We start from the raw sequence: 24,254 nt of genomic DNA on the forward strand, positions 1-24,254 counted from the left end.
CCGAGCGGAAAATGTATGCCGGCAAGGATGAAATGGCACGCTGCATGCCAGCAAAGAAACACCGAAACATATCAGACGCTCGCCATCAACTGGTCACTTTGCGCAGGCCTTGCTTCAGTGCCAACGAGTCGTGAAGTTTGTCTGTACCGCCTGCCCATAGGCATCGTGCAAGCCTAGATCTGAATCCTGCACCGGCAAATCTACCGGCTCCGCAGTCACGGTGTAGCTATCAGCGGGAAGTCCCCGAATCGTGTAGGTGCCTCCTGGGATCGTGTAAGCGCCGATGGGCGTCTTGCGAATGCTGCTGAAATTGCTGAACGGCTGAGAAGCTGTGGTTGAATCGGCAAAGACATGGGCGCCGAATACTGCGTTCCCGTTTAGGCGCACCGTGCCCGAGATTGAGCTGGTGGGTACATCAGGAGTTGATTTCGGATACAGAAACGACGCGCCAGCTACGTCGTCGTAACTGAGAGTAGTGATGTCGCTGGCGGAAACGAACATCACCGAGCGCACAACTGCGGTGTGGTCCAAGCCAAGAAGGTGTCCGATTTCATGCGTAGCTACCACTTGCAGCGGAATCTGGTTATTGCCGCTCGCGCCATTCGGGCAGCTTCCCCCGTTGATGTCGGTAAAGCAATCGGCGGGATTAAACAGAATGAAGGCGTTGGTGATTTGAGCAAAGCTGCCGGCACCGGGCTGCGAAGTACTGATGGTGACACCCAGGGTCTCAGAGTCCCTGGTGAAATCCTGGGCGTCGGCGCACGCAAAGCAGATGAAGTTCAAGTTCTGCGGGTTATTGGTTTCTGAGCAAGTTGAGCAGTCTGCGCCCTGAGTAAATTGAATAGCGACGTTGGGCGCGCTCGACCAGGTGGCAAAGGCACTCGTCAACACTGCGCGAAAATTGAGCCCGTTGGCGATATTACCCTTGGAGCTATCCGGATTCAGGTTCCAGTTAACACTGTTGGTAGGCCACTGATCCGGTTGCGGGGAAGCACACGATCCATTCCCAGGACAAGTCAGGCTAGGCTGGGCTGCAAAGCTGCTCATCGTAGGAAACAGGAGCAGGACGGCAAGAGTGCAGTTTAGGGCTAATCTCATGGTCACTTTCATTGCGTGAGTGCTCCCCTAACCACCGATTCCAGGTCCGCTAGTCTCATGGATGCGCCCGCGTAGTGCTCGACCTTGCCCTGTTGCAGGCTGTGAACGCCGCTCACCCCATTGCTGGCGATCATCTCGCCAGTTGTGCTGCGCGCGATTCGAAAATTACCCTGCATCAGGCCGACGATCACGTGGGTTCCGTCCCCGGCCTGGCTGGGCCGCAGGAAGAGCATGGCCTGCTCGCCGATCTGGAATTGCCTTACCCCAGCGACTTTTTGCGTCACATTGCCGACCTTGCCGCCGATCTGCTTCACGGTAATGCTTTGTGAGGTCCCTTTCAAACTCTGAATCACCTGCATCTGGGTGTAGGTGTAGATCAGAGTGTGTTGCGGGTTCCATGCAGACCACGAATTCAGCACGGTGGCCTCCACTACGTCACTCGCGCGACGGGTAAGCTCTTCTACCGAGATGGGCACAATCATGGTTGCGTTCAGGTTGGACCGCAGGATCAGGCAAAGAACACAAGCAGCAAAAATGCGAACCATCCTCATGGCACCACCTCCAGTCCGCCGCTAAACGTCGTGATGTTGCCGCTCGTATCCTGCAGGCGAACCGTACGCGCTCCCAGGTCAGCACTGCTGGAAATAGCGGCGGTGAACTGAATGCCAGGAATGGGCGGCCTATCCGTTGATTGAATGCTAACTAGATTGCTGATGGTGATATCGCTGGGGCCGGAGATAGTCACTTGCATGTTTCCGGAAAGACCCGGCCCAAACAGAATTACCTGCACCGTACTTCCGCGATGAGCGATGTCCCCAGTATTGCTGGCAATGCCTTGGGTATTCGCGCCCAGGTCCTCGGCGTTAGGTGGGGTGCTGGACGTCGGGGAAGCCACGGTGATATCAATGCCAGTGGTTGGCTGACCCGCGGCTGCCGTCACGGTTGTGGGCGCCCCCACCGGAAAACTGCTGCCACCATTCCCGCCGCTGCTGTTGGAGTTACCCGAGGAACCGCCACCGCCTCCACAAGCCGCCAGCAGAACACAGAAAATTAGAACTACGGATATTCGATACACTCGTGCAATCCTCTGATGTGCAGGATAAAGCAGGACACCTATTAGAAACTCAGGAATGCATCCCGAGTTGCATCAGAAACTCCTCCCGACGTGCCCGAAGTAGCACCAGGAGATTGCACCTCCGGCCAGCTTGCCCTTAGAATGCCCCGTCGGCAAGATGGTCCCTCCCCTGCTAGACAACCCTATTGTGCTCCAGCAATTGCGACGAAAATTGCTGCGCTGGTACTACCGCCACCAACGCGATCTCCCCTGGCGTCGCACCTCGGATCCTTATCGGGTATGGGTTTCCGAAATCATGCTTCAGCAGACGCGAGTGGCTGCGGTGTTGGAACACTATGAACGCTTCTTGAGAAAATTTCCGACGCTCGCGAGCCTGGCCTCGGCCAAAGAATCGGCTGTGCTCGCCAGTTGGAGCGGGCTGGGTTACTATCGGCGCGCCCGCAACCTGCACGCGGCTGCAAAGAAAATGGCCGCTGAATTCGCCGGACAAATCCCGAGGGGGATTACACAACTTCGAGAGCTACCTGGAATCGGGCGGTACACGGCAGCCGCCGTTGCCAGCATCGCCTTCCAGGAACCTGTGGCAGTGGTGGATGGCAACGTTGAAAGAGTGGTTAAGCGGTTGTTTGCTGATGGCGCTGGCAGCGAAACAAAAGTTTGGGATGCGGCTGAAAAATTACTAAGCCGCCGTCGTCCCGGGGACTTCAACCAGGCGATGATGGAACTCGGGGCCGAGATCTGTCTGCCACGCGAACCTCGATGCCGCCTTTGTCCGCTGTTCGCGTGGTGCCGGGCGCGTGGCACATTGCCGTCGCTGCCGGCAAAAGAAGTGCGCCGCCGGATGGAATTGCGCTGCGATCTTCACAGTGACTGCGATCGCGTGTATCTGGTGCGGCGCAGGAGCAGCACGAATCTCATGCCGGGGATGTGGGAACTGCCCGTGCACCCCTTTGCAGGAAACAAGAGCCGTCCCGCCGCGCTGTTCAAACATTCCATTCTGTCTACCGACTATCGAGTCCTTGTATTTCGCTGCAATGGAAATGCCCAAGGCGGAAGATGGATCAAGCAATCGCAGTTGGCGGAACTTCCCCTGACCGGCCTTGCACGGAAGATCTTGCGGCATTTTCAGCTCATTTAGAATCAAAGGACGAGGAGATTTTGGATATGGCTGCATTAGCAGCTGGAATGACCGCCCCTGAGATCCATTTGCCTACCTTGGAAGGTAAGAAGTTTTCATTGCACGCAGCTCTGAAGAAGGGCCCGGTGATCGTGGTCTTTTTCAAGATTTCCTGTCCAGTTTGTCAGTTTGCCCTGCCCTACATAGAACGAATCTATCGAGCCCTGAAAGGCAAGAACGCAACCGTGATCGGTGTATCGCAGAACACCAAGCAGGACACGGCCGCCTTTATCGAGGAGTACGGCATAACTTTCCCCATCGTGCTCGACGAGCGCCAGCATTATCCAGTTTCGAACGCCTACGGAATCACCAATGTCCCTACGGCGTTTTACATCACGCCAGGCGGCGAGATTGAAATTTCCAGTGTGGGCTGGTCGCGTCCTGACCTGGAAGACATGGCGCGAAAATTGGCGGATGATTTAAGTACTCATAAAATCAACGTGATCCGGGCAGGTGAAGATGTGCCCGACTTCCGCACAGGTTGAGGATCGTTGAATTGAGCCGCAGGTTGCGGCCCAAAACAAGACAGAGATTCCTTGCCACGATCCGCTTGAGCTATGGCCTCCGCTCTTTCTTGCATATATCGGGAAGCGACTCAGATTGAGAAAAGCCGGACTGGAAGCCATATTCCGACCAATTCCGAAGTCCAACTGTTTGACTACCAAGAAAAAGTCTTGCCAAGAATGTATGTTCCTGAATATTATCCACAGCTTGCTGGCAGAAACACGGCCAGCAAATCTGGCCGCAAGGCCAGCGGACTTGGTTGATGTTTCGGTATTCTGCAGCGCCACTTGACACAAAGATTCCGGCTCTTCTACTGCTCCGCTGAAATTCCACAGGCGGAGGGTGGGGAGCCCTTTGGTTTTGCGGCAACGTCCAGACACAGAAACACAGCCTGGTCCTCTCGCATCGGGAACGCTGCCTGACAATAAAGGGAGGCGTTAATGATCGAGAGGAAAAACTGACACCCAGCGCAGAGGCGAAAGGAGTAAGGTGTGAGAGAAAAAGGCACGGTAAAGTGGTTCAATGGAGCCAAGGGTTATGGCTTCATCCAGCGCTCCACAGGAGAAGACGTTTTCGTCCACTATTCAGCCATCCAGGAATCGGGTTATCGGTCCTTGAATGAGGGTGAGATGGTGGAATTCGATCTGTTGAAAGGCCCCAAGGGCTACCAGGCAGCCAACGTTAGCCGCGTCTAAGGACTTTCCTCTGAAAGTGAACCCTCCCGGAAAGGGAGGGTTTTTTGTTGCTGTAATCTGGATAGCGGCTCGGGTGACAATGCAAACTGACCCACAACCTGAGTTTACTGCTACTTGACTTCGAGAGAAACGATGTCGCCGTCGCTAGTGCCGCCGGCCTTGTAGTTCACCAGGACACTACGGTTGCGCCAATCGCAGGAGAAGGCATCCTCACCTACCAGCAGCATCTTCTTATAGTCGGAAGACCGCATCTTCATGGTCTTGCCGTTGGCGATCACGGTTAGCACTGCCGCCGGGGGCGCTGAGCAGTCGCAAGCGATCAACTTGCCGTAGAGGTACTTCACGGGACGAGTATCGGCCACTGGTTGCTCGGCTGGCTTTTCCTCGTCACTCGAGAGGGGCGCCGTCTTGCGCCATTGCGGAGCCGTGATGTCGTCTCGCGCTCTGGGAGTGCTGCGTGGCTGGTTCTTGGCAACCCCCAACCCCGGGCCAATGCCCACCGTAGTTTTGCCCTGCTTGGCCAGATCGAGAGTCTTCAACTGCTGCGCGGCCAGTTGCACGATCTTCGGATTGGAGCTCTTCTGCAGGCGCAGGAGAACCGCCTCTGCCTGGTCCCAGTTCTTATTCTGCAGATACAGATTCCCGAGATTGATGCCATAAAACTCGTTGCTCGGGTTCAGCTCTATGGCTTTCTTGATCGCCGTGAGAGCGGCGGGGTAATCGCCGGACATGCTGTCAGCATAAGCCAGCAGGTTGTAGGCATCGGCGAGCGTGGGATCCAGTTCGATGGCGATCTGAAGCTGGCGTTTCATTTCTGCCACATTATCCGGTGGACGGCCGGCCAGCACGGCGCGGCGATTCATTAGCAGAGCGACCAGATAGTGAACCTTGGCATCGCGGATATCTTTCCTGGTTGCTTCCTCGAAGTAGCGCTCAGCCGTGGCAAAGTCACCTTTAGAGAGGTAGCTGTAGCCCATGCCCCGGTTGGCGATTGGATCTTCCGGGTCCCGTTTGAGAATTTGCTGGAATTCGCCGACCGCCTGGTCTTTGTAGTCCTTGGAATGAGCGTGCAAGTCTGCCAGTGTGGCCTGAATTGTCACCTCATCCAGACGGCGCACGACGTAGGTACTTTCATCCATCTGAGGTGCAGGTACGCGAAATGACTTGCCTTTGCCGTCAAAGTAGCCGTGTAACGTCTTGTCCAACTGAGCGGGCTCCATGCCAAAAGCCTGTTGAATCGCCTCGGGAATGGGAACCTTCTCAATCTGTGCCAGTTGGAGGTATTTCGCGGCTTCCGCCATCTTTTGGTTCGACATCAGCCAATGCATCACCAGCCAGGATTGCGCGTAAAAGATGGTACGCGTATTGCCTTCGTTGTAGGCGCTGGAATCGTGCTGCACGCCGAAAAGATCGACGACCGTCATCCAGGAAGTATTGGTAAGGATCTGCGGCAGACCCTCCGGCACTTGTCCGTACTGGACTTCCTTCTTGTCGAACCGCAGGGTGGAAAAATATTCGGCAAAGCCTTCATCGAACCAGGGGGGAACGGGCGGCAGGTTGCCATGCAGCAGCAGATGAGCGTATTCGTGGAAGGCGGTGGTCCAGCCGGGTTCAACCGAAAGATCGAGCACGATGAAGTTCTCGTCATCAGCTCCCTGGAAGAATCCCGTCAGGGAGACGGGCTGCCCCTTCCACAGCGGCGCATAAGGAATCATCTCCTGGGTCGAGCGAAAAGCCACAATCTGCAAAGGCGTGGATAGATTGACGCGTGACCGATTGAAGATGGTGCCGAACAGGCTGCGCATCTGCTCGAATCGAAGAAGAATCGCGCGCCCGGCTTTATCTCCGCCGTCGGTGACAAGAACGAAGTGCGGCGAACGGATCTCAATCCATCCTTGGTCCGCGGCGGGAGCATAGAGTGTCAGCAGAAGGAAGAAAATCAGGGTGAGACGAGATTGCGGATGGCGGCCCATATTTGGCCCGTTCCAGAGCGGTCTGAGGAAATGCTAGCACGATCTGCGGAGCTGCGAGAGGTACCGAAACGCAAGCTCCTTCGACTCGGGCGCGGATTGCTATACCGCGGCCTCGATCGGATGACAACGGAAAGTTGGCCTTAACATACTCCTGTCGATGGCGGCCAAGGTCATTGCGCGCCACCGCCAGAAGTGAGAAGCTACCACGTTCCCTCGGAGAGAACTCTTCATGAGCGACAGAAAATACCGCCAGCCGGGATATCAGGATCGCGGCGAGGACAAGTCGCAAAAGCGAGAACCACGTCCCAAGAAGCAAGAGACTTTCGGTCCCCGCGCACTGCAGATGCCTGGAACACGGACTGTCTCCCGCTGTGCGCAATGCGGTACCATCCTGCAGATGCTGACCGAGCCCTTAGAGCAATGTCCTAAATGCGGATTTGCGCTCCACTCCTGCAAGCAGTGCACGTACTTCGATCCCGCGAGCCGTTTTGAGTGCCGGCAGCCGATTCCGGAGAGGATTTCACCCAAGGATACACGCAACGATTGCCAGTTCTTCTCTATCAAGACCACTGTGGAACGAGAGACCTCGACCGCTGCCAGCCGGGTTGACGACGCGCGACGTGCCTTTGAGAACCTTTTTAAGAAGTAGGCTTACTACAAGGCAGGATTGTTACGAAGCAGGATTCGCCTTCCGCATGTGAACTTCGGAGCCATTATTCTGGAAATGCACCTCGTCCATGAGCGCACGAATTAGGAAGAGCCCTCGGCCGTGCGTGAGATGAAGGTTTTCTTCGCTGCAAGGATCGTGCAGGTCATTGGGATCGTATCCATCCCCCGGATCCCGCACGATTATCGTTATACCGCGAAAACGGTCGTAAGCAACCCAGCACTGGATGGATTTGCTTTCATCGTGCTTGCAACCGTGAAGCACAGCGTTGGCCATCGCCTCCTGCAACGCCAGAGCCACCTCGAGGTGAACGCCTGATTCCTCGCCCATTTCTGCCCGCGCGAGCTCGGTGACTGCGTCGACGACTGGCGCAATTGCCTTCACTTCCGCTGAAATTTCAAAGTACAGCCGCGCAGGTTGTTGGGAGCACCCTTGACTGCAATGGGGCATGGCTTGAGGTTGCGGTACGGTTGACGTCATTAGGCGAATTGGCGAACTCATCGAGCGAAACTACAGTTTAGATGCACCATCCGGATTTCGGATACTGAAATTAATACAGACAGCCAGCCTTGCCGGAACCAACCCTGACACTTTTTTGCATCTGGAGTAGCTCTACTATGGGCGGCAATGGCCTCGCAATCCCTTGTGTTGTGCAGGGATCCCGAAGTTCTTCGTGTTTTGTGCCCGCTACTGTTCGAAATGAACATGGGCGTAGAGATCTGCCTGGGATTCACCGGAGCCACCCGCCTGCTGCAAAAGCGCAAGTTCGACACCGTGATTGTCGAGCTGGAATCTTCCGGCAGCGGCCTGGACCTGCTTCAGCAACTGCGCAATGACGCTACCCATCAGGGCACCATCGCCGTTGGAGTGGTGGATGACTACAAGCTCATGAAGTCGGCTTTCGCCCAGGGAGCGAATTTCGTTCTCAGTAAGCCTGTATCGGTTGAAGATGCCATTCGCATCCTGAATGTGACGAAGGGCCTGATTACACGTATGGTCCGCCGCTTTTTGAGGATTGCGGTGGGAAGCATTTCTCACGTGAACTTGTCAGATGCTTCTGAGCCCGGTGTGATCATCGACCTCAGCGAAGGCGGAATGATGTTCCAGGCTCTGGACACGCTTGCCCCCGGGGCCATGTTGCCCTTGACCTTCTTCATTCCTGGGACTAAGACGCGGATTCGGGCACGTGCTCACGTGGTCTGGTCAGACCCGTCGGGGCGCGCAGGGGTCGAGTTTGATCAAATCAGCGACAGCGACCGCCGCCGGCTGAAGCAGTGGGTGACTGGCAGCGTTCACGAAGCGGGATCGACGGCAAGCGCCATCGCTGCCGCCTCGACTGCAGCCCTCCTGCCTGGGCGGGTGCGCCTGCTGGCGCGCTGGATGCGGCCGTTTGCGGTTGCAGTGGATTTTCTGATTGTGGCGCTGGCGGCTGTCTTGTTTTGGCTGATCGGGGTGTGGTTTGGCCATCCCGCGCACCTGCGGCTTCCGTCAACTTTCTTTATTAGCATCGCGTTGTTCACCGCAGGCCTCTATGCAGTGCTGTTTCGCATCACAGAGACACGCATGCCTGGTCGGCGTGTGGTGGAGCTGCTGATATCGGTGACAAACAGGGACTAAGACTTGAGTCGATCGGTTTTCTGGATCCCGGGCACTAAGAAGTCTGCTGGCAGGCAACCGTGGTGGCCCTTCGAGCGGCACAACCGGCGCTCACACATCCTTTACAGAATTTACTGGCAAGCGCCACACCGGCAGGTTTCCAAGCGCCGGCTGCTCAGGTTTCTGCCGCGAGCGGCCTGCCACTGAATTGCCATCCCTTCTTATGGTTGAACTGGGCTGGCGGCATCCTGCTTGGGCTTGCCTCCGCCACCGGCAGCCATTCCTGCACCGATTGCACCAGCAGCGGCAGCGCCGGCAATAATGTAACGGGCGTTTGAACCCTTCCCAGCAACCACGCACTTGCCGTTCGTGTGTAGAGTTTTGTTGATGATCAGTGTCGTCCCGGGCTGCACGACCTGTGAGCAGTCTCCTTCCGTCACCCTCAGTGCTTCTTCATGAGCGGTAATGCGGATTTCGTCTCCCTTGGAAGAAACGTCATATTTGGCAGCCGGAGGTCTGGCAGGAGAGACTGTAATCTCCCGGATCAATAGCGACAGCCCGGAACTGGTGGTGATCTGCGCCATGCCGAAGGCCAGCTCGGGTTTGGATTTCTGAAAAGTCAGGGCGGTGTCCGCGGATAGTAAGAGCATGCTCCCCGCGGCTGTAATGCGCGCACTTCCATCCGCATCGGTCTGGACCATCTCACCCGGAAATACCAGCGAAACCTCGCTTACAGGTGTATGGTTCACCTGCACTGAGCCGGTCGAGTAGAGGACAGCAGAACCATTTTCCTGGCTGGTTCTCGGGCCAGTCTCTTGGTTTGCGTTTGCCGGACTTTGCGAAGGAGGAGCCTGCGATGGGAGCGGACTTGGGGACGAAGGCGCGCTCTTGCTAGACGTATCAGTATCCTGCCCGGTAGCTTGCGGCAGGGCAAAGAATGTCTGCGCGAAGATGAGCAGGCAGGCCGTCCCATGCCTCACGTGTCTTCTCAGGAGAATGCAAAAGCCCATCTCCCACCAACGTAGGAGATGATCGATGAGGGCGTCAAACCACACCAGTAATTTCGCTCGTTACGCCAGTATCGCCAATAGTGAACTGTATTCCCGGCCAGTGTCCGCATGGACAAGCTGAACATTCGAAAACCCCTCACCATCGGAAGTAAAGCAGACTCAGCCCAGACGGGGTTCACGCTTGTGCCAATCTGTGGCTTGTTCGTAAGCGTGGGCAAGACGGAGAAGCGTCGCTTCCCCGCCCGCTGAACCGGTGATTTGCATGCCTATCGGCAACCCTGTCTGGGTAAAGCCACAAGGCACAGAGATAGTCGGCAGCCCTAAAAAGTTGATCGGCCGCGTATTGTGCAGCATGAGCAATTCCTTAGCCCGCGCGCTGTTTGGATCGCTCTCCAGGTCCGCAATCGCAAAGGGAGGCACCGTAGTGGTGGGAGTAATCAGAACGTCGACCTGATCGAACACTCGCGAAACGGAACGCCGCATCAGGTCCATCTGACGCCGGGCCTGAATGTAGGTGGAAGTTGTGACATCTGCCCCGGCCTGAATTCTCCTGAGTGTCGGCGGCTGGTAGAGTTCAGGGCTCTTGGATACATAGTCTTTATGGTAGGCATAAGCTTCCGCCTGGAAGATCGGGGTGTATGGGCCGGTGATGGAGCCATAGGTACGATCAGTCGCCAGCGGCGTGATGTCGCGCTGCGTGGCAGTGAGCGTCTTCAGAACAGACAGGGCTGACTCCATGGATGTCTGAATCTCAGAGTGGAGCCCCTCGTAAAAGAAATCGCGCAGAATCCCAACGCGAAACGAAGAGCTCTTGGTGTCGAGCGCTTCGACGTAATCCGGAACCGGAGTATCGCTGCTGCCAGGGTCCTGCGGATCGTAACCGGCGATTACCTGGAGCACCAAAGCAGCGTCCAGTGCTGTGCGCGTGATCGGGCCGACGTGGTCAAGCGACCACGCCAGCGGGATCACTCCGGAAGTGCTGACGCGTCCGTAGGTCGGCTTTAGGCCAACGACACCGCAATATGCCGACGGCTGCCGGATGGAACCGCCAGTGTCGGAACCGATGGCCGCATAGCACAATCGCGCCGCCACTGCCGCTGCCGAGCCGCCGGAGGATCCGCCCGAGCTGTACGCAATGTGCCACGGGTTGCGAACCGGGCCGAAATAGCTGATCGCGGAGCTGCCCCCATAAGCGAACTCGTGCATATTGAGCTTGCCCAGCGTCACGGCTCCAGCTTGCTTGAGGCGGCGCACAATCTCCGCATCCTGAGTGGGAATGCGATCCTGGAATACGCCACTACCAGCCGTCGTGCGCACGCCCGCTGTATCAACCAGGTCCTTCAGGGCTATCGGAATGCCATGCAACGGACCTTTCCAGCTGCCTCGCTGGATTTCTGCTTCTGCCTGACGCGCCGCAGCCAAGGCGGATTCATCAGTGACAGTAATAAATGCGTTCAACTTCGGCCCAAGCCGCTCTATCCGCTGCAGACACCCCTGGGTCAGTTCGACGGGTGACACTCTCCTGCTGCGTATCAGTTGAGACACTTCGCTGAGGCTCAACTGGCTGAGATTTGTCCCTTGTCGCATTTGGTGGGAAGCGGTATCCGTGTGAGTTGCGTGGATGTCAGGCATGAGGGAACCTGCTGCTCCGGCTAAGGCGCTCTTCATGAAAGCTCTGCGAGACTGTGGACTCTCGCTCAGCGCAGTCATCGGCGCTGATTATAGACACAGGTCGGGATGGCAAATCGAAAGCAACCCCTGCGAAGCCAGTCTGGCCGACCCTGCACATCAAACACATCTCATTCCCCCTCAACGGCGGACTCCTTTATTATCAGGGCGGTACGAGTCGGCATATCAACTGGAATAGGCCCCGCCACTAACTGCCTGTGGAGCCCGCACCCGCCCCGGTGACGAGCATCACGTCAGCGGCCGGCCCAAGAGATATGCTGATGCCGATACTCTGGGGAGTACTGCCATGCCCATCACCACCATTATTGAGCCCTTTCGTATCAAAAGCGTTGAACCGATCCGCTGGACTACCCGCCAGCAGCGGGAAGAATTACTTCGCGCGGCCCACTACAACCTCTTTCTGCTGCCCGCCGACGATGTCCTGATCGATCTGCTCACTGACTCCGGTACCGGGGCCATGTCCACCGCTCAGTGGGGCGCAATGATGGAAGGTGACGAGAGCTACGCCGGCTCCAAGAGTTTCGATCACTTCCGTGACTCGGTACAGAGTATTTTTGGCTACCGTCATGTGATTCCCACCCACCAGGGCAGAGCCGCGGAACGAATTCTGTTCAGCGTCATGTGCAAGAAGGGAGACCTTGTCCCTAACAACACGCACTTCGATACTACGCGCGCCAATGCAGAGTTCGTCGGCGCAGAGGCGGTGGACCTGCCGATTCCAGAAGGCAAGCAGCCCGCTATCTATCATCCCTTCAAGGGAAATATGGATGTCGGCGCTCTGGCCGAGTTGATCTCGCGGGTAGGACGAGAGCGCATTCCGCTGGTGATGCTCACTATCACTAATAACTCCGGCGGTGGACAGCCGGTCTCGATGGAAAATGCTCGCGCCCTAAGCGAGCTCTGCCGCAGGCACAAGATCCCACTTTACTTCGACGCCTGCCGGTTTGCCGAGAACGCATACTTCATCAAGCTGCGTGAGCCTGGGTATGAAAACAAGACGCCGAGGGAGATTGCCTGCGAGATGTTCCGCTTGGGGGACGGCTGCACCATGTCGGCTAAGAAAGATGGCATGGCCAACATTGGAGGCTTCCTTTGCACCAACGATGACTTGCTGGCAGCGCAAGAGAAGAATCTTCTCATCCTCACCGAAGGCTATCCCACTTATGGCGGACTCGCCGGGCGGGACTTGGAAGCCATCGCGGTTGGGGTACAGGAGGCGCTCAGCGAGGACTACCTTAAATATAGGATCGTTTCGACCGGCTACCTGGGTCATCACATCAGCGAAATGGGTGTTCCGATTGTGCAGCCTCCGGGTGGACACGCGATCTACATCGACGCCCGCGCCTTCCTGCCGCACGTTCCTCCCGAGCAACTCCCGGCGGTGGCTTTGGCCAACGAGTTGTACCTGGAAGGGGGAATTCGATCGGTGGAAATCGGCACGCTGATGTTCGCCCACGCCGCCAAAATGGACCTGGTGCGCCTGGCAATTCCGCGCCGGGTCTACACGCAGAGCCACATCGACTATGTAATCGAAGTGATTGGCGAAGTGTGGAACCGGCGCGAGCAAATCCGCGGTATGCGAGTGGTTTTCGAGGCGCCGTTCCTGCGGCATTTCACTGCTCACATGGAACCGGTAGAGCAGTCAGTGGCATCTCAGGTCATGGGTTTGTAGAGGATTAGAGTAAGACCGCCCGAGGAAAGGCTCGGGGCCCCACTCAAGCCTTCTTTTGTGGCTTGAGTGGGAGGGTGATCGCATGTTGCCTTTCAAATTGGTGTACAGCGACAAGTACTACCTCCCCATCGGACAGCACGTCTTTCCGGCGGAAAAATACCGCCTTGTCCAGCGACGCCTGATCGAAACAGGGGTCGCCGAGCCGGCAGACTTCCTCGAACCGCAACCGGCAAACGACAAAGATATTCTGCTGGTCCACACCAGCGAATATGTATACAAACTGCAGACCGGCACGCTCTCCGCGCGCGAAGAATTGGAAATGGAGATCCCCTTCTCCGACGAACTGGTAGATGCCTTCTGGCTGGCGGCAGGAGGTTCTATTCTCGCCGCGCACAAGGCGCTCGAAGATCAGGTTTGCATCAATATCGGCGGCGGATTTCATCACGCCTTTCCAAACCATGGCGAAGGATTCTGCATGATTCACGATGTCGCCGTAGCTATCCGGCGGCTGCAAAAGGATGGCCGCATCCAGAAAGCGATCGTGGTGGACTGCGACGTCCATCAGGGCAACGGCACCGCAGTTATCTTTGCTTCCAGGCACCCAGCGCCGAAGGATCACCTGCCTTCATGGTCAACCAGCAGAGTGGGAAGTAAAGCCACAGTGAATGAATCGCCTGCTGGTGACGTGTTTACAATCTCCCTTCATCAGGAGAATAACTATCCTGCGTGGAAGCCGCCCTCCTCGATTGACGTCAACCTGCCCGATGGCTGCGGCGACGAAGAATACCTGGGCTGGCTCGACAATGCAGTCAGCTCGGGCCTGCGGCAGTTCAAGCCCGACCTACTGTGCTACGTTGCCGGCGCTGATCCTTATCGTCACGATCAACTCGGCGGGTTGGACCTGAGCATCGAGGGACTCAAGCGCCGCGACGAACTGGTCTTCCGCGTGGCACACACTCGCGGCATTCCGGTAATGGTCACCTACGCCGGCGGCTATGCTCTCGACGTGCAGGACACCATCACTATTCACGCCAACACTGTGATGGCAGCGCGGGATGTGTACTCGCGAGTGGAAGTGTGAGTTATGTGAAACGAAGTTCAACCACCCACCCTAGCCAACGTACGGCTAGAGGGGGGGGACCCTCAAGGTCCTTGGCACAGGGACCCGCAGCGAGTGGTATCTTTCCCCCTTCTTCTTCTGGGAGAATCTATTCATGAGCCTGACCAACTCTCATGATGACAAGCCCCTGGTGGGGATCATCATGGGAAGCAAAAGCGATTTTGAAACCCTCTCACCCGCCGCCCAGATGCTGCACGAGTTCGGTGTCGCCTACGAGTTGCGCGTGGTTTCCGCTCACCGCACTCCTGACTGGATGTTCGAGTATGCGCAGAACGCCGAGAATCGTGGGCTGGAGGTGATCATCGCAGGCGCAGGCGGCGCTGCCCACCTCCCTGGCATGGTGGCTGCGAAATCCTTACTGCCAGTGCTGGGCGTTCCGGTCCCCGCTACCATGCTGAACGGCATCGATTCCCTGCTCTCGATTGTGCAGATGCCCAAGGGAATTCCCGTAGCCACCCTCGCCATCGGCAAGCCAGGAGCCAGCAACGCAGCGCTGCTGGCGATTTCCATTCTTGCCAACAAGCGTCCCGAATTGCGCGCCAGGCTCAAAGCATGGCGGGCAGAGCGCCGCGACGAAGTACTCAAACAGGAGCTCCCGTAGTGGCCCCCATTCTCCCTGGCGCAACCATCGGTATCTTTGGTGGAGGGCAGCTCGGACGCATGACCGCCATGGCGGCGCGGTCATTCGGCTATCGCATACAAGTGCTCGATCCTGATCAGGCTTGTCCGGCTGCTTACGTCGCCGACCACTGCATCGCTGCCAGTTTCGCGGACCTGGACGGCGCGGTACAGCTCGGCAAGCACTCCGATGTTGTCACGATTGAAATCGAGAAGGTCAGCCTCAAGAGCCTGGAAGCGGCCGCCCAGTTCGCGCCGGTGCGGCCGTCGTCGAAAATTTTGGAAATTATTCAAGATCGCGGTCGGCAGAAGCAATGGCTCGTCGAGCACGGCTTTCCTGTGGGCGAATACCAAGTAGCCGCGTCTCCTGCTGAATTGCGACAGGCCGCAAAATCGCTGGGCGGGAAGGCCTTCGCTAAGGCTGCTTTTGGTGGGTACGACGGCCGCGGGCAGTTTGAGATGTCAACTCCAGCGGAAGCCGAAGACGCCTGGGCAGCGCTGCGCGCACAAACGGTGGCAGTCGAAAAAACGCTGGACCTGGAATGCGAGATCTCCATGATGGTCGCACGCCGGCCCAGCGGTGAAACTGCCGTTTTTCCGCCAGCCATGAATCATCATGAGCACCGCATCCTGGAGTGGTCGGTAACGCCGGCGCCGGTCTCGCACGAGCTCACTGCTCGCGCCACCGAGCTTGCGCGAGTCATCGCCGAACAGATTCAGATTGAAGGGCTGCTCGCGGTGGAAATGTTCGTGACACGAGAAAGCCGGCTGCTGGTAAACGAGCTGGCGCCTCGCCCGCACAACAGCTTTCACGCTACGCAGCGCGCGTGCGTGACCAGCCAGTTCGAGCAACTGGTGCGCTCGGTATGCGATCTGCCGTTAGGCTCGGTGGAGTTGGTTCAGCCGGCGGCCATCAGCAATCTGCTGGGCGATCTCTGGCTCGACGGCCGCAGGCCGGATTTCGTCAGCGCCGTGGCCATCCCCGGCGTGCGCTTGCATCTTTATGAAAAGCACACACCGCGCCCGGGCCGCAAGATGGGACATCTGTCTGCGGTGGGACATACAGTGGAAGAGGCCTTGGAGAGGGTGAAGCTGGCCAAGGAGTGTATGAGCCGCAAGACAGTAAGCGCGTAGCTACTCGAGCGGAACGCGCCGCTATGCTAGTCCCAATTTTTCACCCGCGGCCAGATCTCTTGCACATTCGATTTGAAGCCGTGGCACACCAGCACGGGGCCGTTCTCGAATCTGATGGCATAAGGATGATAGAGCTCCGCCGCTACATCGAGTCGATCACAGCGCTCCTGCCATTCATCGGGGCGCTCGCCAAGCAGAATCAGAATCTTTCCCGTGCAGTTGCGCGGGCCCCACAGAAAATAACTCTGATGACCGCTGATGGCATTTGGCAACCCGTATTTCGGTCCAAAGAAGTCGACAGCTCCTGCTTCCCCGTAATTGCCCGCGCCAATGCACGCCTCCTTGCGCTCCTCGGGCGTCAGCGCGCCGTACACTCGCGCCACCGCAGCTGTCATCTCCTCCCACCCAAACTGGTCGGAGTAATACTGCGGCATCGCGGCGCCACGATGACTCTTCTCGCTGACCGGCAGCGCAAAAGGAAGCTTCGTTTCATAGTGCAGAAATCCTTCGGCTGAAAGGACCGGGATTCCCAGCGGCAGCACCACCACCAATACCGCAAGCATAAGGATCACGATCGCCGGCTTCAGCCATACCCAGTGCCTGCGCTCGCCAACTCTTTCCATCGCGACGGCTCCGGCGGTCATCAGCATGGGGTATCCCGGAACGATGTAGTAATTCTTGCCCTTCATCGCGATGATGACGGCGAGGGACACCACGAATGCCCAGGCTAGGGCACGATAACGCCCTCCGTCCCGGCTGAAGAACAAATGCAAGAGGCCTGTCACGGCTACCAGCAAGGGAACCGGGGTGACCACGAAAAGCTGCTCAGCCACGTAGCGTAACGGGCTTAGCTCCACATCGCGGCCGCTTTCCCGGATATTGCGCATCAGCTCCACAAACGGCCAGTGGTGCTGGATATTCCAGATCAAATTCGGCAAGAAAATCAGTGCGGCGACGACTCCCCCGATCCAGATCCAGCGCTGCGCCAATGCTTTTCGCTCTGGCGTGAGCAGCAGACCCACTACGATGCCGCAGCCAAAGATTCCCATCGAATACTTGGTTTGGAGTCCGATCCCGGCTATCGCGCCAAACCAGACCCAAAGCTTCTGGTTTCCAGTATTGATAATGCGCACCAGGATGTACGCGCAACCGGTCCAGAACAGAGGCTCGAAGGCGTTCATGGTGAGCAGGTAGTCCATAACAAACGAGACGCCGATGCAGGCCGTCGCCAGCGAGGCAAACCAAATCCCAAATTTTCTCGCTCCCATTTCGCGAGCTAGAAAAGCCGCCAACACGACCAGAGCCGTTCCGGCAATCGCCGGCAAAAAGCGAAGCACGTGTAGCGACGTTCCTCCAATGTGCAATTCCAGCCAGGTCACCACCGCGATCAAGGGTGGCTGATCGACATATCCCCAGTCGAGGTGACGGCTGCAAGCGATGTAGTAGAGCTCGTCGCGGAAGTATCCATAACGGCCATCGGTGGCCAGGTGCAGTACGAGCTTGGTGAGAGCTATCAGGCCCACCAGCACAGCAGTGCTGCGCGGCAACTCGAACTTGTCGGGAAGAGGAGTTGAAGCCGTCATCGTATTCGGATCGCGTTTGATCGACATTTTCATTCGAATCAAAGGCGACTAACGATCAGCCACCATACACGCATTTGCCGAAATTCCACTTGTCTCGTGGTTGTTCAGATGTGGAAGCAGCTAGGACGACTGCCTCCCCGGGACTATCCGCTAATGGCTAAGTACGCGCTGCCCGTCTCAAAAGTTCTGGATTCTCGCGGTAGATCTTCAGCACCAACTCGCCAAATAGTGTATTGGCCCAGGCAAACCAGCTTCGGGTGAACTTCGCCGGGTCATCCTTGTGGAATGACTCGTGCATAAAACCGGTGCCGGCATGCGTGCGGATCAGTGTTTGTAAGCAAATGGCTATTTCAGCCTCATCGCTCGAGGTCAGCCCGCGCAGGGTGATCGCCAGCGGCCAGATCATGTCAAGGCCCACATGCGGTCCGCCGATCCCTTCCGCCGCCGTACCCCGGAAGAAATAGGGATTGTCACCACTCAAGACCAATCGCCGCGTATTGCGATAGATTGGATTCTCAGCGGAAACGCAGCCGAGGTATGGAAGCGACAGCAGCGACGGAACGTTGGCGTCGTCCATGAAGAGCTGGTTGCCGAAGCCATCCACCTCGTAGGCATAGACCACGCCATACTTACCATGCTGGGCCGTGCCGTATTTCTCGATCGCGTCCAAAACCTGCTTCGCCAAAGACTGCGCGTCTTGCGCAAGATCATTTGCACCCAAGCTGGCCGCAATCTCTGCCAGGCTCTTCAGTGCCGTAACTGCGAACAGATTCGAAGGAATCAGAAATGGATAGATGCAGGCATCGTCCGACGGCCGAAATCCGGAAGCGATCAGGCCGCATGGCCTGACCGGATTGCCGTAGCCGTTGAGGTTCAGCGTGTCATTAGGCGTCGCGGTATTGCGGCGAAACGAATAGGGGCCCAGACTGCGGAACCGCTGCTGCTCGCGGAAAGTTTGAATCACCAGGCGCATTGCATCGCGCCACTTCGCATCAAACGGCGCTAGGTCTCCCGTCGTCTTCCAGTATCCGTGCGCCAGACGAATGGGATAACAAAGGGAATCGATCTCCCACTTGCGCTCGTGCAGTTCAGGCTTCATGTCGGTGAGGTCGTGAGCGAACTCGCTGCTTTCCCGGTCATAGTTGAAGGCGTTGGCGTAGGGATCGATCAGGATCGAATGCGTCTGGCGATGAATCACTCCCGCCAACAGGCGCCGGAGTTGCGGGTCTTCCCTGGCGAGCGGTACATAAGGCCAGACCTGGGCGCTCGAATCCCGCAACCACATGGCGGGAATGTCGCCGGTGATCACGAACGTGTCGGGCTTGCCATCGAGAGTTCCGGCGCGAACCGTGGTGTCGAGCGTGTTGGGAAAACAGTTCTCAAACAGCCAGGCGAGTTCGGTGTCTCCGAGAAAATGCTTGAGCTCGGCGATTTTGGCTTCAACCGCGGGACTGGTGAAGTTGCGCTTCGCGGGCTCAGGGCGGCGGGAGAGGAAGGGGCCGGCTGCCTGTGATGACAGGAAGGAAGATTTCGCAGCCAGTCCCACCGCGCCCGATATAGCAAGCTTCATGGCTTCACGGCGGTTAAGCTTCATCTGGCGGATCGGAGTGTGGATGCAAGATTATGCCAGCAAGGGAAGCGGAATTGCGATGACGCCTGACTCTTACCCACACTTACCGTGTTATCGTGACTCTTCCACGGGGTGAACATATTGGAAGAGAAACGTCGCATCATCTTCAAGGGTATTCTAGTCGGAGTTGGCACCGGCACCCTTGTAGGTCTAGCCTGCTTCTTCTTCGTCAGCACCAGAGCGGGCCAAGGCATGGGGAGCACAGTGTTTCTACTGATCCCTTTCGCCGCTGGGTTCGCGACGGCCCTGGTGACGTCGCCCGCGCACGCCGCTTCAGTTGCCGCTGTAATTTCGGCGGCAGTGAGCCTTGTCATTCTGGTTGTATTTCGCCTCGAAGGTATTCTGTGTGCCCTACTAGCTTTTCCCTTGCTGCTGGCTGGGCTTTTGTTTGGAGTACTCTTTGGTTTTCTCTTTCGCAAATACATTCTCGACCGCATGCATCGGCCGTCTGCCGGCGCAGGCCTGATGCTGGCGCTTATCCCGCTCACAATCCTGGCCGGCCAGGGTGCGGAACAGAATTCGCTACAACGCCCTCGGTACGAGACCATCTCTAGTAGCATCACGCTTCAGGCTAAACCCGAAGAAGTCTGGCGCGACATTCTCTCCATCGACAGTATTCACGCCAAGCGGCCATGGATGATGCACGTGGGTCTTCCTATCCCGGTCCGTTGCGCATTCCAGCGGCCCGGGGGTGTGGGAGCTAAACGTACTTGCTACTTTGAGAATGGATACATCGAAGAAACCGTCGTTGCTTGGGAGCCTCCACGGGAGATGAGGCTACTCATCGACCGCACGAACATGCCGGGTCGACATTGGCTTGGTTTCGAAAGTGCCGCATATGAGTTGGAAAGAGTAGAGCGTGGAACAGCAATTACTCGCACCACCACGATCACTTCTCATCTCTATCCGGTATGGTACTGGCGGTACTTTGAACGACTCGGAGTAGCCACCGAGCACGAATACATCCTCAGCGACCTGGCAGCCCGCATCTCACACCACTAGGCCGCCTCATTGAAGTGATTCAGCACGCTGCCTGTGCTCGTTCCTGACGCTTCGCTTTCATCGCCATCAGCTTTTTGTCCATATCGGCAGCTGCGTTGCGAGCTGCGCCCACGGCCGTCACTACCAGATCGGCGCCGCGCACATTGTCCCCGGCGGCGTAGATGTCCTCGCGCGAAGTGCGGCCGGTTTCCTCCGATTCCACCAGCACCGTGCCCCATTTTGTGGTCTTCAGGTTATCGGTGGTCTCAGGAATCTCGACTTCCGGGTTGTAACCGATCGCCAGCGCCACGGTATCGCACTCAACCACGAAGTTCGAGCCCTCGATCGGCACCGGCGAGCGACGCCCCTTCGCGTCTGGCTCTCCCAGTCTCATGCGAATGCACTCGGCCGCCTTCACAAAGCCATTCTCATCGCCGATGAACTTGACGGGAGCCGTCAGCCATTCAAACTGCACGCCTTCCTCGCGCGCGTGGATGCGTTCTTCCATGCGGCCAGGCATCTCGGCTTCCGTGCGCCGGTACATGCACATCACGTGAGTATTCGGATCGAGGCGGCGGGCGGTGCGCACGCAATCCATCGCCGTGTCGCCACCTCCCACGACCACTGTTACCTTGCCGGCGTGCGGCTTGGGATTGTCGGAATCCTGCCAGTATTCGGGAAGCAGCTCGCGTGGCAGGTTGCCGCGCACCAGGTATTCGGTCGCCTGATAGATATTCTTGAGTTCATCCTCGCCGGGAATTTTCATCACACTGCCCTTGATGGCGCCGTATCCAAGGAACACCAGATCGAAGCCCTGCGTCTTGAGCAGATCGTCCACCGGATGGTCTTTGCCTACGCGGTAGTTGCAGACAAACTTGATCCCCAGCCTTTCCAGCGCCTGTATCTTGGAGAACACGATTTCCTTATTCAGTTTGAAATTCGGAATGCCATAGAGCAGCAGTCCGCCAGGATATGGCCACATATCAAACACCGTTACTGCGTGACCCTTGACCGCAAGTTCCTCCGCTACAGCAAGCCCTGCTGGCCCCGCACCCACCACCGCAACCTTCATCCCCGTGGCAGGCGCTGTTTCCCGATGCGGGTAGCCGAAGTTCTTGCGTACGTAATCGACAACGAAGGCTTCTAATTTCCCGATACAGACGGATGCATCGCGCGCCGCCAAAACACATGCGCCTTCGCACTGTTTTTCCTGCGGGCAGATGCGGCCGCAGACGTCAGGAAAGTTGGAGTTCTCGATGAACTTGAGTGCAGCGCCGACAAAATCGCCCTGCCCCAGCAGAAACATAGCCGCCGGGATGTCGTTGTGCAGAGGGCAGCCTTTCGCACAGGGCGCATGGTCGCAATATAGACAGCGTTGCGCCTGCTGAATCGCCAATTCGGGCGTATAGCCCTGGTAGACTTCCTCGAAGTTCGACACCCGCGACTGCGCGTCCTGCTTCGAAGGCTTCTCCTTGTCAATACGATAGCGCTGGCGGCGTTGCAGCATCCTGCGCCTCCCTGTCAGCAGCGGTCTGACGGTTGTAGCCTCGTGCAGCCCACGTGAAACGCAAACCGGGCAGAAGATGAGGATTCCAACCCCGCTAGGAACAATGCCGTGAGCGCGGCACTGGTGGCTGTGTTCTCGATCACAGGCGCAAGTGATGCTGCACAGGAAGGCTGCATACTGAGCAGTGCCAAGAGGCCTGGACCATCCACCCGAGCCAAAGGACGGCTAAAAAGTGGGGCAGCCGCGCAGGAGCCCGCTTTCGGCGATAATGAAACTCATCTACCGGGGTGATTGTTGCCAGCCGTGAGTTCACTTTCGTTCTGGGTCAAGCAAGCCGCAGCCGAGGCCGGGTTCGAAGTGGCGGGCGTGGCCGCAGTGCGGGAATTTACCGAGCTGGAGTACTTCCCGGAATGGATCGCTGACGGTCACGCCGGCGAGATGCGCTATCTCGAGTCCCGTACCGAGTCTGGCGATCTGAAGCGAGCCTCGCTTCGGCACGTAGCGCCTTGGGCACGCTCGGTGATCGTCTGCGCCACCAACTACAACACCGCCGAACCGTACTCCACAACGCAGCACGATCCTACACGCGGCTGGATCTCCCGTTACGCCTGGTCTCGGCATGATTATCACGGCGCTGTCATGGATCGCCTGCGCAAAATCGAGGAGCAGCTGCGAACCCAGATTTCCGCCCATGCCGAGATTCGCTGCTACGTCGATACCGGCCCCCTGGTCGAGCGCGTGTACGCCAAGTATGCTGGGGTTGGCTGGATAGGCAAGAACACCTGCGTGATTAACCAACGCCTCGGCTCGTGGTTATTTCTGGGAGTTATCTTGATCTCGCTCGAACTCGAGTCCGATCTTCCGGCGCCCGATCGCTGTGGAAGCTGCACTCGCTGCATCGACGCCTGCCCCACCGATGCGTTTGTGGCTCCCTACCAGCTTGATGCGGCGCGCTGCATCTCCTACCTCACGATTGAAAAACGTGGCGCCATTCCCGAAGAACTGCGAAGCGCCATGGGACGTCATGTGTTTGGTTGCGACATCTGCCAGGATGTCTGTCCATGGAATCGCAAAGCGCCAACCACTGAGGCAGCTCAGTTTCAGCCACGCCCAGAATTGCTCAATCCAGCTCTCGACTGGCTTGCCACGATCAGCGAGGAACAATATCGCAACACCTTTCGCGGCTCACCCGTGAAGCGCGCCAAACGGAGCGGCCTGCGCCGCAATGCAGTCATCGCCATGGGAAATAGTGGGGATCGGCGATATCTTCCGCTATTGGAAGAGTTGGCAAACGACTCAGATAAATCTGTGGCGGAGCACGCGACGTGGTCGCTGCAGAGACTCGTGGGAACTGGGGGGAAGACCGAGACGTAGAAGGCGAAGAACGCGAGCGAGAGCGCCCGCGCCACACCATCATTTTAGAAAAGCGAAAAGCCGCCCCGGGGCGGCTTTTCACTGCTACTTGAGGTGCCGATCAGCGGCCGATTCTCCTGCGGATCACACCTACAAGACCGAAGGCACCCGTACCCAGCAGCAGTAAGCTTGCCGGTTCGGGGACTTTGCCGATGTACTCCTGGGGATAATCCTTACAGTTCGGATCACCATCAGGTGTGTAAATACGGAATTCAGAGAAGTCGTAGTTCGTCAGGTTCGCATGATCCGCCAGGTAGCGCCATTGGGTGGCTCCGGACGTATAGGCGTTGGAGTGGTACTCGCTGCCACCGGGAAGTACATTCGCATCAAAGATCCCCCAGATGGCAAAGTTGATGTCGCCTGCCTGACCCGAGTGTGTGGCAAATTGGTCGAACAGCCAGGCCGCTTCTTCATAAGCACGCAGTTCACTCAGTCCGTTTGTACCACTGCTGAATTCCACATGCTGCAAGCCGGGAATCGTAGATACCCAGACGTTCCACGATTCCCCAACCGAAACATGATGCGAGTAATCGTCGCAAGCGACGGTGTATTTGGTTCCGTTGACAGTGAGGTAATAGGGATAAACGTAGACGCCACCCTGGGTATTCGATCCTACCCCCGACAGAGTGGCAGGCAGGGTACTATCTGCGAACACATTGGCAGCGCAAAAGACAAAGCAGCACAGCAGAACAATCAACCAGGTTCGATACATTGGCCAGATTCCTTTGGGTTCGGTAACCAGCCAGACATAGATCACGCCACGGCCCAAAAAGCCCTATCTCGGCAAGCGATTGTGCGTGCCGACCTTACGGGCAGGAATGCGCGATTCCTTTCACATGTGGTGTGAAAATGTTTGCGGCTTTTGGGCACAGTCATGCCGTGTTGTTCATGACTCAAGCAATTGAAACGTAATGGCTTAGTAACTACTGGTGGTTACGAAGGAAACATCGGTGCAGGTGAGTGCAAGGAACTTCCTGGCGAAGGGAGGGATCTGCTCCAAAGCTCGCAGAAATGACGACAGCATAGCGGCAGCAGGATACGTGGCTGGAGAGGTCCCTCGCGGCCTGCGGCCGCTCGTGATGACGAGAGTGAATTAACTGCAAGCCTCTTGC

General features: G+C 57.4%; 22 protein-coding genes. 11 read left to right on the plus strand and 11 right to left on the minus strand.

Annotated features, from left to right (window positions below):
- Positions 1–114: 114 nt before the first annotated feature.
- The 3 genes from VEG30_06585 to VEG30_06595 are packed head-to-tail and all read right to left on the minus strand — an operon-like array spanning position 115 to position 2,173.
- Complete coding sequence (locus VEG30_06585) at positions 115–1,098, minus strand: matrixin family metalloprotease (protein HXZ79577.1); 984 nt, start codon at positions 1,096–1,098, stop codon at positions 115–117.
- 8 nt (positions 1,099–1,106) lie between these two features.
- Positions 1,107–1,649, minus strand: a complete 543-nt coding sequence (locus VEG30_06590; protein ID HXZ79578.1) for a hypothetical protein — start codon at positions 1,647–1,649, stop codon at positions 1,107–1,109.
- The gene (locus VEG30_06595; GenBank protein HXZ79579.1) at positions 1,646–2,173 is read right to left on the minus strand and encodes a hypothetical protein; all 528 of its coding nucleotides are present in this window, start codon (positions 2,171–2,173) and stop codon (positions 1,646–1,648) included. Before VEG30_06595 ends, VEG30_06590 begins: the two co-directional genes overlap by 4 nt.
- A gap of 157 nt (positions 2,174–2,330) precedes the next feature.
- On the opposite strand from VEG30_06595, the gene mutY reads away from it, so the two are divergent.
- The 3 genes from mutY (at position 2,331) to VEG30_06610 (ending at position 4,549) form a co-directional block, all read left to right on the plus strand.
- Complete coding sequence (gene mutY / locus VEG30_06600) at positions 2,331–3,311, plus strand: A/G-specific adenine glycosylase (GenBank protein HXZ79580.1); 981 nt, start codon at positions 2,331–2,333, stop codon at positions 3,309–3,311.
- 26 nt (positions 3,312–3,337) lie between these two features.
- A complete protein-coding gene (locus VEG30_06605; GenBank protein ID HXZ79581.1) occupies positions 3,338–3,835 on the plus strand; it encodes a TlpA disulfide reductase family protein in 498 nt (165 codons plus the stop codon).
- Between the two features lie 510 nt (positions 3,836–4,345).
- Entirely contained in the window at positions 4,346–4,549 is a 204-nt protein-coding gene (locus VEG30_06610; protein ID HXZ79582.1) for a cold shock domain-containing protein, read from the plus strand.
- 110 nt (positions 4,550–4,659) lie between these two features.
- Here VEG30_06610 and VEG30_06615 read toward each other — a convergent pair whose 3' ends face one another.
- The gene (locus VEG30_06615; GenBank protein HXZ79583.1) at positions 4,660–6,522 is read right to left on the minus strand and encodes a tetratricopeptide repeat protein; all 1,863 of its coding nucleotides are present in this window, start codon (positions 6,520–6,522) and stop codon (positions 4,660–4,662) included.
- A gap of 229 nt (positions 6,523–6,751) precedes the next feature.
- Here VEG30_06615 and VEG30_06620 point away from each other — a divergent pair, with 229 nt between their 5' ends.
- The gene (locus VEG30_06620; GenBank protein ID HXZ79584.1) at positions 6,752–7,171 is read left to right on the plus strand and encodes a hypothetical protein; all 420 of its coding nucleotides are present in this window, start codon (positions 6,752–6,754) and stop codon (positions 7,169–7,171) included.
- A 21-nt stretch (positions 7,172–7,192) separates the two neighbouring features.
- On the opposite strand, the gene VEG30_06625 is transcribed toward VEG30_06620, so the two are convergent.
- The gene (locus tag VEG30_06625; protein HXZ79585.1) at positions 7,193–7,573 is read right to left on the minus strand and encodes an ATP-binding protein; all 381 of its coding nucleotides are present in this window, start codon (positions 7,571–7,573) and stop codon (positions 7,193–7,195) included.
- 321 nt (positions 7,574–7,894) lie between these two features.
- Between VEG30_06625 and VEG30_06630 the strand changes: the two genes are divergently transcribed.
- A complete protein-coding gene (locus VEG30_06630; protein HXZ79586.1) occupies positions 7,895–8,806 on the plus strand; it encodes a PilZ domain-containing protein in 912 nt (303 codons plus the stop codon).
- A 200-nt stretch (positions 8,807–9,006) separates the two neighbouring features.
- On the opposite strand, the gene VEG30_06635 is transcribed toward VEG30_06630, so the two are convergent.
- Both VEG30_06635 and VEG30_06640 read right to left on the minus strand, forming a co-directional pair.
- Positions 9,007–9,765: a hypothetical protein gene (locus VEG30_06635; protein HXZ79587.1), complete on the minus strand. Its 759-nt coding sequence runs from the start codon at positions 9,763–9,765 to the stop codon at positions 9,007–9,009.
- A 189-nt stretch (positions 9,766–9,954) separates the two neighbouring features.
- Entirely contained in the window at positions 9,955–11,313 is a 1,359-nt protein-coding gene (locus VEG30_06640) for an amidase (GenBank protein ID HXZ79588.1), read from the minus strand.
- A gap of 457 nt (positions 11,314–11,770) precedes the next feature.
- Here VEG30_06640 and VEG30_06645 point away from each other — a divergent pair, with 457 nt between their 5' ends.
- The 4 genes from VEG30_06645 to purK all read left to right on the plus strand — a co-directional run bounded on the left by VEG30_06645 (position 11,771) and on the right by purK (position 16,028).
- The gene (locus VEG30_06645) at positions 11,771–13,156 is read left to right on the plus strand and encodes a tryptophanase (protein HXZ79589.1); all 1,386 of its coding nucleotides are present in this window, start codon (positions 11,771–11,773) and stop codon (positions 13,154–13,156) included.
- 82 nt (positions 13,157–13,238) lie between these two features.
- Positions 13,239–14,237, plus strand: coding sequence for a histone deacetylase (locus tag VEG30_06650; GenBank protein ID HXZ79590.1), 999 nt, complete (start codon positions 13,239–13,241; stop codon positions 14,235–14,237).
- Between the two features lie 133 nt (positions 14,238–14,370).
- Positions 14,371–14,877, plus strand: coding sequence for a 5-(carboxyamino)imidazole ribonucleotide mutase (gene purE, locus VEG30_06655; GenBank protein HXZ79591.1), 507 nt, complete (start codon positions 14,371–14,373; stop codon positions 14,875–14,877).
- Positions 14,877–16,028: a 5-(carboxyamino)imidazole ribonucleotide synthase gene (gene purK, locus VEG30_06660; protein HXZ79592.1), complete on the plus strand. Its 1,152-nt coding sequence runs from the start codon at positions 14,877–14,879 to the stop codon at positions 16,026–16,028. The genes purE and purK overlap by 1 nt, the downstream gene beginning before the upstream one ends.
- 26 nt (positions 16,029–16,054) lie before the next feature.
- Here purK and VEG30_06665 read toward each other — a convergent pair whose 3' ends face one another.
- Entirely contained in the window at positions 16,055–17,638 is a 1,584-nt protein-coding gene (locus VEG30_06665) for a glycosyltransferase family 39 protein (protein HXZ79593.1), read from the minus strand.
- Positions 17,639–17,768: 130 nt separating this feature from the next.
- Positions 17,769–19,205, minus strand: a complete 1,437-nt coding sequence (locus VEG30_06670) for a glycoside hydrolase family 125 protein (GenBank protein ID HXZ79594.1) — start codon at positions 19,203–19,205, stop codon at positions 17,769–17,771.
- Positions 19,206–19,322: 117 nt separating this feature from the next.
- On the opposite strand from VEG30_06670, the gene VEG30_06675 reads away from it, so the two are divergent.
- The gene (locus VEG30_06675) at positions 19,323–20,243 is read left to right on the plus strand and encodes an SRPBCC family protein (GenBank protein ID HXZ79595.1); all 921 of its coding nucleotides are present in this window, start codon (positions 19,323–19,325) and stop codon (positions 20,241–20,243) included.
- Positions 20,244–20,262: 19 nt separating this feature from the next.
- Here the strand turns inward: VEG30_06675 and VEG30_06680 are convergent, their stop codons facing one another.
- Positions 20,263–21,729, minus strand: a complete 1,467-nt coding sequence (locus tag VEG30_06680) for an NAD(P)-dependent oxidoreductase (GenBank protein HXZ79596.1) — start codon at positions 21,727–21,729, stop codon at positions 20,263–20,265.
- A gap of 303 nt (positions 21,730–22,032) precedes the next feature.
- Here VEG30_06680 and queG point away from each other — a divergent pair, with 303 nt between their 5' ends.
- Positions 22,033–23,103 carry a tRNA epoxyqueuosine(34) reductase QueG gene (queG, locus tag VEG30_06685; protein ID HXZ79597.1) on the plus strand — a complete coding sequence of 357 codons (1,071 nt, stop codon included), beginning with the start codon at positions 22,033–22,035 and terminating at the stop codon, positions 23,101–23,103.
- Positions 23,104–23,203: 100 nt separating this feature from the next.
- Here queG and VEG30_06690 read toward each other — a convergent pair whose 3' ends face one another.
- Positions 23,204–23,854, minus strand: coding sequence for a PEP-CTERM sorting domain-containing protein (locus VEG30_06690; GenBank protein HXZ79598.1), 651 nt, complete (start codon positions 23,852–23,854; stop codon positions 23,204–23,206).
- Positions 23,855–24,254: the final 400 nt, after the last annotated feature.

The organism is Terriglobales bacterium (assembly GCA_035624455.1).
GTDB lineage: Bacteria > Acidobacteriota > Terriglobia > Terriglobales > Acidobacteriaceae > DASPRM01.

What these genes read in the sequence shown, in the direction of transcription:
- VEG30_06605 (HXZ79581.1), top strand. Translation starts at nt 3,338, where the DNA reads ATGGCTGCATTAGCAGCTGGAATGACCGCCCCTGAGATCCATTTGCCT.
- VEG30_06680 (HXZ79596.1), bottom strand. Translation starts at nt 21,729, where the DNA reads ATGCTGCAACGCCGCCAGCGCTATCGTATTGACAAGGAGAAGCCTTCG.
- VEG30_06590 (HXZ79578.1), bottom strand. Translation starts at nt 1,649, where the DNA reads ATGAGGATGGTTCGCATTTTTGCTGCTTGTGTTCTTTGCCTGATCCTG.
- VEG30_06665 (HXZ79593.1), bottom strand. Translation starts at nt 17,638, where the DNA reads ATGTCGATCAAACGCGATCCGAATACGATGACGGCTTCAACTCCTCTT.
- VEG30_06620 (HXZ79584.1), top strand. Translation starts at nt 6,752, where the DNA reads ATGAGCGACAGAAAATACCGCCAGCCGGGATATCAGGATCGCGGCGAG.
- VEG30_06645 (HXZ79589.1), top strand. Translation starts at nt 11,771, where the DNA reads ATGCCCATCACCACCATTATTGAGCCCTTTCGTATCAAAAGCGTTGAA.
- VEG30_06630 (HXZ79586.1), top strand. Translation starts at nt 7,895, where the DNA reads ATGGGCGTAGAGATCTGCCTGGGATTCACCGGAGCCACCCGCCTGCTG.
- purE (HXZ79591.1), top strand. Translation starts at nt 14,371, where the DNA reads ATGAGCCTGACCAACTCTCATGATGACAAGCCCCTGGTGGGGATCATC.
- VEG30_06670 (HXZ79594.1), bottom strand. Translation starts at nt 19,205, where the DNA reads ATGAAGCTTAACCGCCGTGAAGCCATGAAGCTTGCTATATCGGGCGCG.
- VEG30_06690 (HXZ79598.1), bottom strand. Translation starts at nt 23,854, where the DNA reads ATGTATCGAACCTGGTTGATTGTTCTGCTGTGCTGCTTTGTCTTTTGC.
- VEG30_06615 (HXZ79583.1), bottom strand. Translation starts at nt 6,522, where the DNA reads ATGGGCCGCCATCCGCAATCTCGTCTCACCCTGATTTTCTTCCTTCTG.
- VEG30_06650 (HXZ79590.1), top strand. Translation starts at nt 13,239, where the DNA reads ATGTTGCCTTTCAAATTGGTGTACAGCGACAAGTACTACCTCCCCATC.
- mutY (HXZ79580.1), top strand. Translation starts at nt 2,331, where the DNA reads ATGGTCCCTCCCCTGCTAGACAACCCTATTGTGCTCCAGCAATTGCGA.
- VEG30_06585 (HXZ79577.1), bottom strand. Translation starts at nt 1,098, where the DNA reads ATGAGATTAGCCCTAAACTGCACTCTTGCCGTCCTGCTCCTGTTTCCT.